The organism is Burkholderia sp. A9 (genome assembly GCF_000801975.1).
The window spans coordinates 167944-183579 of record NZ_JSZN01000007.1; the positions used below are offsets into that span (position 1 = coordinate 167944).

Sequence of the window (15636 nt, forward strand, 5' to 3'; positions counted from 1 at the left end):
GCACGCGCATGCGACGCGCCGGGAGGCGGGAGTTACTTCGAAAGCGCGGTCTTGACCTGCGCGGAAACGGCCGTCATGTCGGCACGGCCGGCGAGCTTGCCCTTCAGCACGCCCATCACCTTGCCCATGTCCTGCGGACCGGCTGCACCCGTTGCCGCGATCGCGGCCTGGACTTCGGCAGCCACTTCGGCGTCCGACAGCTGCGCGGGCATGTAGCCGCCCAGCACGTTCAGTTCGGCCTGCTCCTTCGCGACGAGATCGTCGCGGCCGGCGGCCTGGAACTGGCTGATCGAGTCCTTGCGCTGCTTGATCATCTTGTCGATCACGGCCGTGATGCCCGCGTCGTCGAGGGTCACCCGATCATCGACTTCGCGCTGCTTGATCGCGGCCATCAGCAGGCGAATCGTCGCCAGACGCTCGCTGTCCTTCGCGCGCATCGCGGCCTTCATGTCTTCGCTGATCTGCTCTTTCAAACTCATCTTGCACCCGGGATGGAAACGTGACTTCGACGCCCGCGAACGGACGTCAACACAAAAACCCGCTTGGGACTATGTCTCAAGCGGGTTGCTCGAATCCGGCATCGGCGACTCGCGGACCCTGTTCGCAACCGATCGTGCGGAGGTCGCCGGTGCGCCGCTCAGTGAACCGCGCGGCGCCCAATCTTTCAGTACAGCTTCTTCGGCAGCGTCTGACTGCGAATCCGCTTGTAGTGACGCTTCACTGCAGCGGCCTTCTTGCGCTTGCGCTCGGCGGTCGGCTTCTCGTAAAACTCCCGCGCACGAAGCTCGGTCAGCAGACCGTTCTTCTCGATCGTGCGCTTGAAGCGACGCATGGCGACTTCGAACGGCTCGTTTTCTTTAACGCGAATGATCGTCATGATCCGACACGAATAAAGGTTTGCAGGGAAGATTAACGAGTATAGCAGAGCGCCGCACAAAGACATAAGGGCCGGTTCCCGTCAACGACGGGCTTGCGCCGGCGTGTCACGGGCCGCGCGAGAACTCCGCCGCCGCCTGGCCGGCAGCCGTGCCGGACGCCCACGCCCACTGGAAGTTGTAGCCGCCGAGCCAGCCGGTCACGTCCACCGCCTCGCCGACGAAGAACAGCCCCGGCACCCGCGCGCTCATCATCGTCGCCGACGACAGCTCACGCGTGTCGACGCCCCCCTTCGTGACCTCGGCCTTCTTGTAGCCTTCGGTGCCGTTCGGCGTCAGCGTCCAGCCGGACAGTGCATCGCCGATCTGGCGCAGCGTCTTGTCGGGCAGGTCCGCGAGCCGCGCATCGGCCGCGACGCGGTGCGTGTCGAGCCATGCGTGCGCGAGGCGCGACGGTACCCAGTCCGCAAGCAACGAGCCGACCTGGCGCTTCGACGTGCGCTTCGCGTCGAGCAGCTCGGCCACCACATCGCGCTGCGGCAGCAGGTCGATGCGGATCGGGTCGCCGGACTGCCAGTAGCTGGAGATCTGCAGGATGCCGGGCCCCGACAGGCCGCGATGGGTCAGCAGCAGATCCTCGACGAATTCGCCACCGCGCTTCTTGTCGCCGGTCGACACGCGCACTTCGAGCGACACGCCGGACAGCGCCGCGAACGGAGCCCAGTCCTGCTGCGCGAACGTGAGCGGCACGAGCGCGGGGCGCGTATCGACCAGCTTGTGGCCGAACTGCTTCGCGAGCCGGTAGCCGAAGTCGGTTGCACCGATCTTCGGGATCGACAGGCCGCCCGTCGCGACGATCAGTGCGCGCGCGCGGATCGGCCCCGCCTGCTGCGTGTCGAGCGTGAAGCCGTCGGCCGGCGCGTGGCGCACCGCATCGACGACCACCGGCCGGCGCCATGCGATGCCGCCGGTGTCGCATTCGCCCTTCAGCATGTCGATGATCGCGTCGCTGCCGTGGTCGCAAAAGAGCTGGCCCTTGTGCTTTTCGTGCCAGGTCACGTGATGGCGCTTGAGCAGCCCGAGGAAGTCGCGCGGCGTATAGCGCGCGAGCGCCGAGCGCGCGAAATGGGGATTCGACGACAGGTAGTTGTCCGGCCCGGCGTAGAGATTCGTGAAGTTGCAGCGGCCGCCGCCCGAGATGCGGATTTTCTCGGCGAGCCGCGGCGCGTGATCGATCAGCACCACGCGGCGGCCGAGTTGCCCGGCGACCGCGGCGCTCATCATCCCGGCGGCGCCCGCGCCGATCACGGCGATGTCGTAAGTTTCCATGGCGCGGATTGTACCTGTCCGGCTCCGGGCCCGGGCCACCCGCAGCGGCGGCCTGCCCTCGCCTGCTATAATTTACGGTTACGTTTATCTTCCTGCGGCGCGCTCGATATAGCGCGCCCTGCCCGCACCCATGCTCGTTCTCGGCATCGAAAGCTCCTGCGACGAAACCGGCCTCGCGCTCTACGACACGCAGCGCGGCCTGCTCGCGCACGCGCTCCATTCGCAGATCGCAATGCACCGCGAATACGGTGGCGTCGTGCCCGAGCTCGCGTCGCGCGACCACATCCGCCGCGCGCTGCCGCTGCTCGAGGAAGTCATGGCGCAAAGCGGCACGCGCCGCGACGACATCGACGCGATCGCATTCACGCAAGGCCCCGGCCTCGCCGGCGCGCTGCTGGTCGGCGCGAGCATCGCGAACGCGCTCGCGCTCGCATGGAACAAGCCGACCGTCGGCATCCATCACCTCGAAGGCCACCTGCTGTCGCCGCTGCTCGTCGATGAACCGCCGCCGTTCCCGTTCATCGCGCTGCTGGTGTCGGGCGGCCACACGCAACTGATGCGCGTGACTGACGTCGGCGTGTACGAGACGCTCGGCGAGACGCTCGATGACGCGGCCGGCGAAGCGTTCGACAAGACGGCGAAGCTGATCGGCCTCGGCTATCCGGGCGGCCCGGAAGTGTCGAAGCTCGCGGAAACCGGCACGCCGGGCGCGATCGTGCTGCCGCGCCCGATGCTGCACTCGGGCGATCTCGACTTCAGCTTCAGCGGCCTGAAGACGGCCGTGCTCACGCAGATGAAGAAGTTCGAGGCGGCGAAGCTGGATGGCGAAGCACTCGAGCGCGCGAAGGCCGACCTCGCACGCGGCTTCGTCGACGCGGCCGTCGACGTGCTGGTCGCGAAGTCGCTCGCCGCACTCAAGAAGACGAAGCTGAAGCGCCTCGTGGTCGCGGGCGGCGTCGGCGCGAACCGCCAGTTGCGCGCGGCGCTGTCGGCTGCTGCCGCGAAGCGCGGCTTCGACGTGCACTATCCCGATCTCGCACTTTGCACCGACAACGGCGCGATGATCGCGCTCGCGGGTGCCTTGCGGCTCGGCCGCTGGCCCGAGCAGGCGAATGCCGACTATGCGTTCACGGTGAAGCCGCGCTGGGATCTCGCGTCGCTCGCACGCTGATTCGCGCAACGCGACACCGCACGCACCGGCACACGCCGGAATACGAAAAGGCCGCTCGGACGAGCGGCCTTATTCGTTGCAGCGGCAAAATGACGCAGTGTTACGCGGCGTGTCGCTTGTCGCGCTCGATCAGCGCATAGGCGCTGTGATTGTGGATCGACTCGAAGTTCTCGGCCTCGAGCACGTAGGCGACTACACGCTCATCCGCATCGAGACGCTGCGCGACGTCGCGCACCAGATCCTCGACGAACTTCGGGTTCTCGTAGGCACGCTCCGTGACGAACTTCTCGTCCGGACGCTTCAGCAAGCCCCACAGTTCGCACGACGCCTCTTCTTCCGCGATGCGGATCAGCGCCTCGACCGGCAGGTCGGCCGCGAGTTCGGCGTCGATCGTCACGTGCGAGCGCTGGTTGTGCGCGCCGTACTGCGAGATCTTCTTCGAGCACGGGCACAGGCTCGTCACCGGCACGAGCACCTTCAGGAACAGGCGCGTCTCGCCGTCGCGGCTTTCACCCGCGAGCGTCACCTCATAGTCGAGCAGGCTTTGCACGCCCGACACCGGCGCCGTCTTGTTCACGAAGTACGGGAACGTGACCTCGATGCGGCCTGCTTCCGCTTCCAGCTTCTCGAGCATCGACGCGAGCATCGCGCGGAAGCGCTCGACCGTCAGCGGCGCGCGGTTCTCCTCGAGCAGCGCGACGAAGCGCGACATGTGCGTGCCCTTCTGATCGGCGGGCAGGCGCACGTCGAGGTTCCAGACGCCGACGGTCGGCTGCACGTCGCCGCTTTCGGTGCACACCGTCAACGGATGCCGGACCGCCTTCACGCCCACGCGCTGAATCGGAATCTGGCGGGTATCCACCGTGCTCTGCACGTCGGGCATCACGAAGGCGGGATTCATCTGGTTCATCTTGTTCAATCCTTGTAAGCCGCGCGTTCGACGACGCGCACGCCGCGTCACGCGGCAGCCGGAAAAGCAACATGGGCCCGCAGGCCCATGTTTTCCGCATCAATGAAGACCGGTTACGCCAGTCGCACCGACGCCGCCCGCAGGCGGCGCCAGCTTACGCGACCCGCTTCGCCTGACCGGCGACATCGGCCGCCGGGCTCAGGAAGCGTTCGCGAATCGATTTCGCGATGCCCGCGCCGTCGAGGCCGCATTGCGACAGCAGCTTCGCGGGATCGCCATGATCGATGAACTGGTCAGGGAGGCCCAATTGTATTACGGGTCGGATAACCCCACTTTCCATCAGGGCTTCGACGCAGGCCGAACCCGCACCGCCCATCACGCAACCTTCCTCGACCGTGACGAGACAGTCGTGCGTCTCGGCGAGCTCACGCACGAGCGCCGCATCGACCGGCTTCACGAAGCGCATGTTCGCCACCGTTGCGTCGAGCTCCTCGGCCGCCGCGAGCGACGGCGCGACCATCGTGCCGAACGCGAGGATCGCGACGCGCTTGCCTTCCGGCTGCGACGTGCGGCGACGCACTTCACCCTTGCCGAGCGGGATCTCGGTGAATTCCTTCACCGTCGCCACGCCCGTGCCCGCGCCGCGCGGATAACGCACCGCGGTCGGGTTCGGCTGCTGAAGCGCCGTGTGCAGCATCTGGCGGCACTCGTCCTCGTCGGACGCAGCCATGATCGTCATGTTCGGGATGCAGCGCATGAACGCGAGATCGTACGCGCCCGCGTGCGTCGCGCCGTCGGCGCCGACGAGGCCCGCGCGGTCGATCGCGAACACGACCGGCAGGTTCTGCAGCGCGACGTCGTGGATCAGCTGGTCGTACGCACGCTGCAGGAACGTCGAGTAGATCGCGACGACGGGCTTCAGCCCCTCGGTCGCCATGCCGCCCGCGAACGTCACAGCGTGCTGCTCGGCGATGCCGACGTCGTAGTAGCGATCCTTGAAGCGCTTCTCGAACTCGACCATGCCCGAGCCTTCGCGCATCGCAGGCGTGATGCCGACGACGCGCGAATCGCGCTCGGCTTCATCGCACAGCCATTCGCCGAACACCTGCGTGTACGTCTTCTTCGCGGGCGTGGTCGACGGCTTGATGCCTTCGGCCGGGTTGAACTTGCCGGGGCCGTGGTAGAGCACGGGATCGGCTTCGGCGAGCTTGTAGCCCTGGCCTTTCTTCGTCACCACGTGCAGGAACTGCGGGCCGCGCAGTTCGCGGATGTTCTGCAGCGTCGGGATCAGCGAATCGAGATCGTGACCGTCGATCGGACCGATGTAGTTGAAGCCGAACTCTTCGAACAGCGTTGCCGGCACAACCATGCCCTTCGCGTGCTCCTCGAGCTTGCGCGCAAGTTCGAGCACCGGCGGTGCAACGCTCAGCACGCGCTCGACACCCGCGCGCGCGGCCGCGTAGAAGCGGCCCGACATCAGGCGTGCGAGATGGCGGTTCAGCGCGCCGACCGGCGGCGAAATCGACATGTCGTTGTCGTTGAGGATCACGAGCAGCTTCGCATCCTCCGACACGCCCGCGTTGTTCATCGCCTCGAACGCCATGCCGGCCGTCATCGCGCCGTCGCCGATCACCGCGATCGAGAAGCGGTCGTCGCCGTTCAGCTGGCTGCCGATCGCCATGCCGAGCGCCGCCGAAATCGACGTGCTCGAGTGCGCGGTGCCGAACGTGTCGTATTCGGATTCGCTGCGGCGCGGGAAACCCGAGATGCCGTCGTACTGGCGCAGCGAATGCATCTGGTCGCGGCGGCCCGTCAGGATCTTGTGCGGGTAGGTCTGGTGACCCACATCCCAGACGATCCGGTCGTTCGGCGTGTTGAACACGTAGTGCAACGCGATCGTCAGCTCGACCGTCCCGAGGTTGGACGACAAATGGCCGCCCGTCTTCGACACGCTGTCGAGCACGAACGCGCGCAGTTCATCCGCGAGCGGTTGGAGTTGGCGACGATCGAGGCGGCGCAAATCCGCCGGGTCGTCGATGGTTTTCAGCAAGTCGTACATCGTCGTTCCATTGTAGGAAATCAAACGCGCCCGCATTCTATGGCGCACCGTAGCGTGTGCGCAGCGGCGGGCTTCGCGTCAGCTGACCCGGTTCACCACCAGGTCGGCAAGTTCGGCGAGACGCTGTGCGCGTGCGCCGAACGGTTTCAGCGCATCATGCGCTTCGGCGCGCAGCTGGGCTGCGAGCTCGCGCGACGCGTCGAGGCCGAGGATCGATACGTAGGTCGGCTTGTCGTTCGCCGCATCCTTGCCGGCCGTCTTGCCGAGCGTCGCCGAATCGGTCGTGACGTCGAGAATGTCGTCGACGACCTGGAAGGCCAGACCCACGGCACCCGCGTAAACGTCAAGCGCGGCCATCGTTTCCGCGGACGGCGTTTCGCCGGCCAGCGCGCCCATCCGCACGGCTGCGCGCAGAAGCGCACCCGTCTTCATCCGGTGCATCGTCTCGAGCTGCTCGCGCGTCAGCTTCAGGCCGACGCTCGCCAGGTCGATCGCCTGCCCGCCGGCCATGCCGATCGAGCCGCTTGCGAGCGCAAGCTCGCGCACGAGCGCGGCCTGCTGTGCCGGCGCCAGTGCGTCGGCGTCGGTCAGCGCGACGAATGCCTGCGACTGCAGCGCATCGCCGACCAGCAGCGCCGTCGGCTCGTCGTACTGCACGTGCACGGTCGGCTTGCCGCGCCGCAGCGCGTCGTCATCCATGCACGGCATGTCGTCGTGCACGAGCGAGTAGACGTGGATCATCTCCAGCGCCGCCGCCGCCGCGTTGCGCGCCGCTTCGGTCGCGCCGGTCAGTTCGCCTGCTGCATGGCACAGCAGCGGGCGAACGCGTTTGCCGCCGCCGAGGACCGCGTAGCGCATCGCTTCGTGGAGTTGCGTGGGCACCACAGTTTCAGCCGGCAAATAGTGGCCGAGTGCGTCCTCGACGCGGTCGAGCACGGACCGCATCCATTGTTCGAATGTCATAGATCGTCGTCTTCGCCGTCCGTGGCGGCCGCTCCGGACGAAAGCGGCTTCAGCGTCGCGCCGTCGAGCACGCGAACCTGCTGTTCCACTTTCTCAAGCTGCTGTTGGCAAAACGCAACGAGGGTCGCACCGCGGCGATACGCCGTGAGCGAATCCTCGAGGCTCAACGCGCCGCCTTCCATCCGGGCAACCAGCGTCTCGAGTTCCGCGAGCGCCGTTTCGTAGTTGTCCGGCAACGGTTCGGCGCCATTGCCGGGCGGGGTGGCGCCTTGGGATGCGGTTTTCGCCATGGACGAGGGTGTCAAATTTCAAAACAAGTCGGACATTCTACGGCAAAAGAGAATTTTCCGACCTGCCGACTTGGGCATCCGGGCATGCATTCCGGCCCCTTCTTCGTCACGGATTGTGTGCCCGCCGATCACCGCCGACAAAAAATTGACACAAATCAGGCACTTAATCCTAGCCTTGCGAGGCGAACCGGGTATAATTCCGCGTTTCCCTAAATCGATTTTTCGATGGTTGGGTTGTTCACTGCTTTCACGCTAACACCGGGAGTGGGAATGTCCAATCTGAGCGACGCGCTTCAGTTGAAGTCGGCTCACAGCCAGCTTCCAGTCACTGCATACTTCGATGAGGCGCTGCTCGAGCGCGAGATCGAAACCCTCTTCAAGAAAGGACCTCGTTACGTCGGGCACGAGTTGATGGTGCCCGAGGCGGGGGATTATTTTGCGCTGCCGTCCGAGAAGGAAGGCCGCGTGCTGGTCCGCAACCCGGCGAACCAGATCGAACTGCTGTCGAACGTGTGCCGCCACCGGCAGGCGATCATGCTGAACGGGCGCGGCCACACGCAGAACATCGTGTGTCCGCTGCACCGCTGGACGTACGATCTGGAAGGCCAACTGCTCGGCGCGCCGCACTTCCCCGACAAGCCGTGCCTGAACCTCGGCAAGAGCCCGCTGCAGAACTGGCAGGGGCTGCTGTTCGAGGCCGAAGGCCGCAACGTCGCGCGCGATCTTGCGAACCTCGGCACGAAGCATCACTTCGACTTCTCCGAGTATCACTTCGATCACGTCGAAGTGCACGAGTGCGATTACAACTGGAAGACGTTCATCGAGGTCTACCTCGAGGATTACCACGTCGTCCCGTTCCACCCGGGCCTCGGCAGCTTCGTGTCGTGCGACGATCTCAAATGGGAGTTCGGCGACTGGTACAGCGTGCAGACGGTCGGCGTGCACAACGCGCTCGCAAAACCGGGCAGCGCGACTTACCAGAAGTGGCACGAGCAGGTGCTCAAGTTCCGCAACGGCGTACCGCCGGAGTTCGGCGCGATCTGGATGGTCTACTACCCGGGCCTGATGATCGAGTGGTATCCGCACGTGCTGGTCGTGTCGTGGCTGATTCCGCGCGGCCCGCAGAAGACGACCAACATCGTCGAGTTCTATTACCCCGAGGAAATCGCGCTGTTCGAGCGCGAGTTCGTCGAGGCCGAGCGCGCCGCCTATATGGAAACGGCCGTCGAGGACGACGAAATCGCGATGCGGATGGACGCAGGCCGCCGCGCCCTGATGGCGCGCGGCGAATCGCAGGTCGGCCCGTACCAGAGCCCGATGGAAGACGGCATGCAGCACTTCCACGAGTTCCTGCGCCGCCACCTCGGCGATCTCTGACGGCCCGCGCGGCGCGTTGGCGCCGCACGGCATCCGGCATCATGAAAAGACGGGTTTCGGCCCGTCTTTTTTTGTTTAGACTTGGAGTATCAGGCCGTTTGCACTCCAGGGAGCCGTCATGCCACATACCCATTACACCACGCTCATCTCCGCAGCCAATCTCGCCGAGCGACTGGCCGCAGCGCCGGGCAGCGTCGTCGTATTCGATTGCCGCTTCGATCTCGTCGATCCGGCGGCCGGCGAAGCCGCCTATGCGGCCGGCCACATCGCGGGCGCACAGTATCTTCATCTTGATCGCGACCTGTCGGGCCGCAAGACCGGCACCAATGGTCGCCATCCGCTGCCGACGCGGGACGCGCTCGCGACGCTGATCGCCAGCCGCGGCGTCAAGCAGGGCCAGCAGGTCGTTGCCTATGACGCGCAAGGCGGCGCCTACGCAGCGCGCCTGTGGTGGCTGCTGCGTTGGCTCGGACACGATTCCGTCGCGGTGCTCGACGGCGGCCTGCAGGCATGGGAAGCAGCCGGCCAGCCACTGACGACCGACGTAACGCACCCGGCCGCCGGCGACTTCCGCGCAGCGGCCCCGCTCGAATCGACGGTCGACGCGGCAGCCGTGCTCGCGAACCTGACGGCGGCCACGCGTGTCGTGATCGACGCACGCGCGCCGGACCGCTACCGCGGCGAAAACGAAACGATCGATCGTGTCGGCGGACACATTCCCGGCGCACGCAACCGCTTCTTCAAGGACAACCTGAACGCCGACGGCCGCTTCAAGACCGGTCATGAACTGCGCGAGACATTCACCACGCTGCTGGCCGGCACCGAACCGAACAACGTGATCCTGCAATGCGGGTCCGGCGTGACCGCATGCCACAACGCCCTCGCACTCGAAATCGCGGGGCTGCACGGCGCATCGCTGTATCCGGGCTCGTGGAGCGAATGGAGCGCCGATCCGTCGCGGCCGATCGCGACCGGCCCGACGCCGTAAACACCATCGCGGCACGACGACGAAGCGGCGGCATCTGCCGCCGCTTGCCGCTTACATCACGCCGTACTTCTGGAACCACTCGATCGAGCGCCTCCAGCCGTCCTCGGCATCGGACTTCACATAGCTCGGCCGGTAATCGGCGAAGAACGCGTGGCCGGCATCCGGATACACGACGATCTCCGATTGGCGCGCGAGCTTCGAATCGCTCGCCTGGACTGCCTTGCGCATGTCGGCAAGCGACGTCTGCGAGATGTTCGCATCCTTCTCGCCGTACAGCCCGAGCACCGGCACCTTCAGCGACGACGCATGGTCGACCGGATTGAACGGCGTCATCTCGTCGGTCTTGCCCTCGACGAACCCGTACCACGCAACGGCTGCCAGCACGTGCGGATTGTGCTCCGCATACAGCCACGCCTGACGGCCACCCCAGCAGAACCCCGTCACGCCGAGACGCGACAGGTCGCCACCGTTCTTGCCGGCCCAAGCGACGGTCGCATCGAGATCCTCGGTGACCTGGCGGTCCGGTACCTTGCTGACGATGTGGTCGACGAGCGACTGGATCGTCGGATACTTCGATGCATTGCCTTGCCGCGCGAACAGGTCGGGCGCGATCGCGAGATAGCCGAGCTTCGCGAAGCGCCGGCAGACATCGGCGATATGCTCGTGCACAGCGAAGATCTCGTGGATCACGATGACGACCGGCAGGTTTGTCTTGCCGGCCGGCTGCGCACGATATGCGGGGATGCTCGCGTCGCCCGAGCGGATCTCAATGGTGTCGACGTCCAGCCCGGCGCTGTCGGTCGTGACCGTCTGCGCAGACACGGGCAGCACGGCCGCCGCGAAGGTGCCGCCCAGCGCCGCCTGCATGAACTTGCGGCGCGAGAACGGAACGTGGGGAACCAGGCTGTCGACTTCGGGTTTCAACATGAATGCACTCCTCGATTGGGCGCCACGGTCACGGCCAGGGACTCGACTTGACGGCGCGGATGTCGCGGCGGGTGGCACCTCGCCGCAAGCGAAAACCCGGACAAGATGCCCAATAATCCGTTGTCGCGTCAACTGTCAGATGTGTAAGACTCGATTACGACGAATCGACCCGGCTGCGTCGACGCGCCCTGGAAGCCGCGCGCAGCGGGCATGAAGCGGTCGCCGCCAGGCAGCCGAATGCTTGCAGGTTGAAAGAAAGTCGGCTCGCGGGCTCGGTGCCCGGCAAGCGCGCCGGCAGTCATCCGGCGCCCGAAAAGACAACGGGCCGGGAACACGCGCAATGCGCGTTCCCGGCCCGTTCGACACACGAACGCGTGGTCAGTGCAGCTTCACGCGCGGCAGCGTCGTGCGGCGCAGCCAGTGCGCGAACGTATCGAGCATCATGCGCGGATAGCCGTGCAGCGCCGCAATGTGCAGCCGGTACAGCGACATGTACATGAACCGCGCGAACAGCCCCTCGATCAGCATGTTGCCGCCGATCAGGCCGCCCATCAGGTTGCCGACCGCGCTGAAGTGACCGAGCGACACGAGTGAACCGAAATCGCGATACGTGAACTCGGGCAGCGTACGCCCGTCGAGCCGGCATCCGATCGCCTTCAGCAGGAAGCTCGCCTGCTGGTGCGCCGCCTGCGCGCGCGGCGGCACGTTGCGTTCGTTGCCGGGCCACACACAAGCCGCGCAATCGCCGAGCGCGAACACGTTGTCGTCGGTAAAGGTCTGCAGCGTGCGGCGCACGTCGAGCTGGCCGAGCTTGTTGACCTGCAGGCCATCGAGATGCGACAGCACGGACGGCGCCTTGATGCCGGCCGCCCAGACCGTGAGATCCGCACGCACCGCCTTGCCGCTCGCGGTATGCACGAAACCCGGCGCGACCTCGGTCACGCGCTCCGCGAGCATCAGCCGCACACCGAGTTTTTCAAGCAGCTCGGCCGTTGCCGCCGATACGCGCTCCTGCAGCGCAGGCAGAATCCGCGGCCCCGATTCGATCAGCACGATGCCGACATCGTGTTGCGGGTCGAGCTTGTGCAGCCCATAGACGGACAGCACCTGCGCGGTGTTGCGCAGCTCCGCCGACAGCTCGACGCCCGTCGCGCCACCGCCGACGATCACGACCTGGATGCGCGGCTCGGCCGCCGCACCGGGCGCGGGCTGCGCCGGCGCCTGGTGCTCGGCGCGCATGCACGCGGCGATCAAGCGCTTGCGGAAACGCTCGGCCTCGCCGACCGTATCGAGCGCGATTGCGTTTTCCGCCGCGCCCTGCACGCCGAAGAAGTGCGTCGTACTGCCGATCGCGATCACGAGCGTGTCGTATTCCAGATCGCGCGCCGGCAGCAGTTCCTCGCCGTCGCTGTCGTTGACCGGCGACAGCGTGATGCGCTTCGTGGCGCGGTCGAGCGCGGTCAGCTCGCCCTGCTGGAACTCGAAGCCATGCCAGCGCGCCTGCGCCGCATATTCGAGCTCCTGCGTGAACGGATCCATGCTGCCGGCCGCGACCTCGTGCAGCAGTGGCTTCCAGATGTGCGTCGGATTGCGGTCGACGAGCGTGACAAGCGCACGCGCGGGACGATTGCCGCGCGCGCCGTAACGGTCGCCGAGCCGCGTCGCCAGTTCCAGGCCGCCCGCGCCTCCGCCTACGATGATGATCCGATGCATCTGATTCCCCCTTTGCGATTCGAAACTGCTGCCGCCCGACGAGGCGGACGCGATGCGTTCGCGCCGCCCGGTGGATTAACCGGTTCGGACATCATCGATGTGCAGTTCGAAACACTTCGATGCGTCCGATTCCGGAACGCGGGCGCGCTGCCCCCGCGACAATGGCCTGACTGACCTGCATTGTCCGGGAGCTTGCGCGTTGACCACAAGCAAACCATCTCGATATTCAGCATCCCTGCAACAATATGCCGCGGGAAACGGGAATCGCGCGGGGGTGCGTCAGTGTGCCTCTTCCCAGTTCGCGCCGGCGCCCACTTCCGCGACCAGCGGCACCTTCAGCCTGGCGACGCCGCACATCATTTCCGGCAGCTTCTCGCGCACGAGCGACAGTTCGCCGTCGGGCACCTCGAGCACCAGCTCATCGTGTACCTGCATGATCATCTTCGACGCCAGCCGGTCGCGCGTGAGCCAGTCGTCGACCGCGATCATCGACAGCTTGATCAGGTCGGCCGCCGTGCCCTGCATCGGCGCATTGATGGCCGCGCGTTCGGCCGCCTGGCGGCGCGGACCGTTGCCGCCGTTGATCTCCGGCAGCCACAGACGGCGACCGAAAACGGTTTCAACGTAGCCCTTCTCCTTCGCCACGGCGCGCGTGTCTTCCATGTACTGCGCGACGCCCGGGTAGCGCGCGAAATAGCGGTCGATATAGAGCTTCGCCGCATCGCGCGTGATGCCGAGGTTCGACGCGAGGCCGAACGCGCTCATCCCGTAGATGAGCCCGAAGTTGATCACCTTCGCGATCCGGCGCTGGTCGGAATTGACCTCCAGCGGCGTCACGCCGAACACTTCGGCGGCGGTTGCGCGGTGGATGTCTTCACCCTGCGAGAACGCGCGCAGCAGCGACGCGTCGCCGGAAATGTGCGCCATGATCCGCAGTTCGATCTGCGAATAGTCGGCCGACACGATCCGGTGGCCCGGCGATGCGATGAACGCTTCGCGGATCCGCCGGCCTTCGGCCGTGCGCACCGGAATGTTCTGAAGATTGGGATCGTTCGACGCGAGGCGGCCCGTGACCGCGACAGCCTGCGCATAGTTCGTATGCACGCGGCCCGTGGCGGGATTCACCATGCGCGGCAGCTTGTCGGTGTAGGTCGACTTCAGCTTCGACAGCCCGCGATGCTCGAGCAGCAGCTTCGGCAGCGGGTAATCCTCGGCAAGCTTCTGCAACACTTCTTCGTCGGTCGACGGCGCACCGCTCGGCGTTTTCTTCACGACCGGCAGTTGCAGCTTCTCGAAGAAGATCTGGCCGATCTGCTTCGGCGAGCCGAGATTGAACTCGCCGCCGGCCAGTTCGTACGCTTGGCCCTCGAGCTCGATGAGCCGCGCCGCGATCTCACTGCTTTGCGCCTGCAGGCGTGCGTCGTCGATCAGCACGCCGGTGCGCTCCATCTTGCGCAGCACGAGCGATACCGGCATCTCGATGTCGCGATACACGCGCTCGAGGCCCGCTTCGCGTGCGACCTGCGGATACAGCGCTTGATGAAGCTGCAGCGTGATGTCCGCATCTTCGGCCGCATACTCGGCGGCCTGCTCGAGCGCTACCTGGTCGAAACCGATCTGCTTCGCGCCCTTGCCGGCCACGTCTTCATACTTGATCGTCTTGACGCCCAGATGACGCAGCGCGAGGCTGTCCATGTCGTGCGTGCGGTGCGATTCGAGCACGTACGACTCGAGCAGCGTGTCGTGCTCGATGCCGTTCAGCGCGATATCGTAGTTCGCGAGCACCTGCGCGTCGTACTTCAGGTGCTGGCCGACCTTCTTGCGATCGGCCGCTTCGAGCCACGGCTTCAGGCGCGCGAGCACGTCGTCGAGCGGAAGCTGCTCGGGCAGGTCCGGGCCGCGGTGCGCGACCGGAAGATACGCGGCCTTGCCCGGCTCGACCGAGAACGACAGGCCGACGAGCCGTGCGACCATCGGATCGAGCGAGGTGGTTTCGGTGTCGAACGCGGTCAGCGCGGCCGCATCGATCTTCGCGAACCACGCATCGAACTGCGCCCAGGTCTGGATCGTTTCGTATTCGCGGACGATGTCCGCTGCCACCACTTGTGCGGGCTCGCCTTCCGGCACGTCGGCGCCGCCGCCCTCTGCGGGCGCGCTGTCGACTTCGCGCAGCCACGTCTTGAAGCCGTAGCGCGCAAAGATGTCGCGCATCAGGTCACGTGCTTCGCCGTCGGTCTTCAGCGACGCTTCGATCGACTCGAGATGCGGCGCGAGATCGCAGGCCGTCTCGACGGTCACGAGCGTGCGGCCGAGCGGCAGGAAGTCGAGCGCGCGGCGCAGGTTGTCGCCGACCACCCCCTTGATCTCGCCCGCGTGTTCGATCACGCCGTCGAGGCTGTCGTATTGCGACAGCCATTTCACGGCCGTCTTCGGCCCGCACTTCTCGACGCCCGGCACGTTGTCGACGGTGTCGCCGATCAACGCGAGGTAATCGATGATCCGCTCGGGCGGCACGCCGAACTTCGCGATCACGCCGTCGCGATCGAGCGTCTCGTTGGTCATCGTGTTGACGAGCGTGACGTGATCGGTGACGAGCTGCGCGAGATCCTTGTCGCCGGTCGACACGATCACGTTCATCCCGTGCCGCTCGGCTTCGCGCGCGAGCGTGCCGATCACGTCGTCGGCTTCGACGCCCTCGACCATCAGCAGCGGCCAGCCGAGCGCACGCACGGCGCCGTGGATCGGTTCGACCTGCAATGCGAGATCGGGCGGCATCGACGGACGGTTTGCCTTATAGTCGGCATAAAGGTCGTCACGGAACGTCTTACCCTTTGCATCGAACACGCAAGCGCTATACTCTGCACTGACTTCCTTGCGCATACGGCGCAGCATGTTGATGATTCCGTAGAGCGCTCCGGTCGGCTCCCCGCCCGGGCCACGCAAATCAGGCATCGCATGGTAAGCCCGATACAGATAGCTCGAACCGTCAACCAATAGCAGGGTCTTACCTTCCAGATTTCGTTCTTCAGGCATT

General features: G+C 65.9%; 13 protein-coding genes. 3 read left to right on the forward strand and 10 right to left on the reverse strand.

The window, feature by feature from the left end:
- Positions 1–32 precede the first annotated feature (32 nt).
- From PI86_RS04495 to PI86_RS04505, 3 genes are all read right to left on the reverse strand, one after another.
- Positions 33–479 (reverse strand): GatB/YqeY domain-containing protein, encoded by a 447-nt coding sequence (locus tag PI86_RS04495; RefSeq protein WP_014900012.1) that lies wholly within the window; start codon positions 477–479, stop codon positions 33–35.
- Between the two features lie 185 nt (positions 480–664).
- A complete protein-coding gene (gene rpsU, locus PI86_RS04500; RefSeq protein WP_006479415.1) occupies positions 665–877 on the reverse strand; it encodes a 30S ribosomal protein S21 in 213 nt (70 codons plus the stop codon).
- A 106-nt stretch (positions 878–983) separates the two neighbouring features.
- The gene (locus tag PI86_RS04505; protein WP_039319139.1) at positions 984–2204 is read right to left on the reverse strand and encodes an NAD(P)/FAD-dependent oxidoreductase; all 1221 of its coding nucleotides are present in this window, start codon (positions 2202–2204) and stop codon (positions 984–986) included.
- Between the two features lie 130 nt (positions 2205–2334).
- On the opposite strand from PI86_RS04505, the gene tsaD reads away from it, so the two are divergent.
- Entirely contained in the window at positions 2335–3375 is a 1041-nt protein-coding gene (gene tsaD, locus PI86_RS04510) for a tRNA (adenosine(37)-N6)-threonylcarbamoyltransferase complex transferase subunit TsaD (RefSeq protein WP_014900014.1), read from the forward strand.
- A gap of 100 nt (positions 3376–3475) precedes the next feature.
- Here the strand turns inward: tsaD and folE2 are convergent, their stop codons facing one another.
- The 4 genes from folE2 to PI86_RS04530 form a co-directional block, all read right to left on the reverse strand.
- Positions 3476–4285 carry a GTP cyclohydrolase FolE2 gene (folE2, locus tag PI86_RS04515; protein ID WP_014900015.1) on the reverse strand — a complete coding sequence of 270 codons (810 nt, stop codon included), beginning with the start codon at positions 4283–4285 and terminating at the stop codon, positions 3476–3478.
- Positions 4286–4439: 154 nt separating this feature from the next.
- On the reverse strand, positions 4440–6344 hold the full coding sequence (dxs, locus tag PI86_RS04520; protein ID WP_014900016.1) for a 1-deoxy-D-xylulose-5-phosphate synthase: 1905 nt from the start codon (positions 6342–6344) through the stop codon (positions 4440–4442).
- Between the two features lie 78 nt (positions 6345–6422).
- Positions 6423–7307, reverse strand: a complete 885-nt coding sequence (locus tag PI86_RS04525) for a polyprenyl synthetase family protein (RefSeq protein WP_039319143.1) — start codon at positions 7305–7307, stop codon at positions 6423–6425.
- Positions 7304–7597, reverse strand: coding sequence for an exodeoxyribonuclease VII small subunit (locus PI86_RS04530; RefSeq protein ID WP_014900018.1), 294 nt, complete (start codon positions 7595–7597; stop codon positions 7304–7306). Before PI86_RS04530 ends, PI86_RS04525 begins: the two co-directional genes overlap by 4 nt.
- Before the next feature lie 270 nt (positions 7598–7867).
- Here PI86_RS04530 and PI86_RS04535 point away from each other — a divergent pair, with 270 nt between their 5' ends.
- Together PI86_RS04535 and PI86_RS04540 are read left to right on the forward strand one after the other, a co-directional pair.
- On the forward strand, positions 7868–8974 hold the full coding sequence (locus PI86_RS04535; RefSeq protein ID WP_039319146.1) for an aromatic ring-hydroxylating oxygenase subunit alpha: 1107 nt from the start codon (positions 7868–7870) through the stop codon (positions 8972–8974).
- Positions 8975–9092: 118 nt separating this feature from the next.
- On the forward strand, positions 9093–9962 hold the full coding sequence (locus PI86_RS04540) for a sulfurtransferase (protein WP_039319149.1): 870 nt from the start codon (positions 9093–9095) through the stop codon (positions 9960–9962).
- 51 nt (positions 9963–10013) lie between these two features.
- Here the strand turns inward: PI86_RS04540 and PI86_RS04545 are convergent, their stop codons facing one another.
- The 3 genes from PI86_RS04545 to polA form a co-directional block, all read right to left on the reverse strand.
- Positions 10014–10889 carry a dienelactone hydrolase family protein gene (locus PI86_RS04545; RefSeq protein WP_014900021.1) on the reverse strand — a complete coding sequence of 292 codons (876 nt, stop codon included), beginning with the start codon at positions 10887–10889 and terminating at the stop codon, positions 10014–10016.
- A 378-nt stretch (positions 10890–11267) separates the two neighbouring features.
- Positions 11268–12602: an NAD(P)/FAD-dependent oxidoreductase gene (locus PI86_RS04550; RefSeq protein WP_039319152.1), complete on the reverse strand. Its 1335-nt coding sequence runs from the start codon at positions 12600–12602 to the stop codon at positions 11268–11270.
- Between the two features lie 279 nt (positions 12603–12881).
- Positions 12882–15635, reverse strand: a complete 2754-nt coding sequence (gene polA / locus PI86_RS04555) for a DNA polymerase I (RefSeq protein ID WP_039319156.1) — start codon at positions 15633–15635, stop codon at positions 12882–12884.
- Between the last annotated feature and the right edge of the window lies 1 nt (position 15636).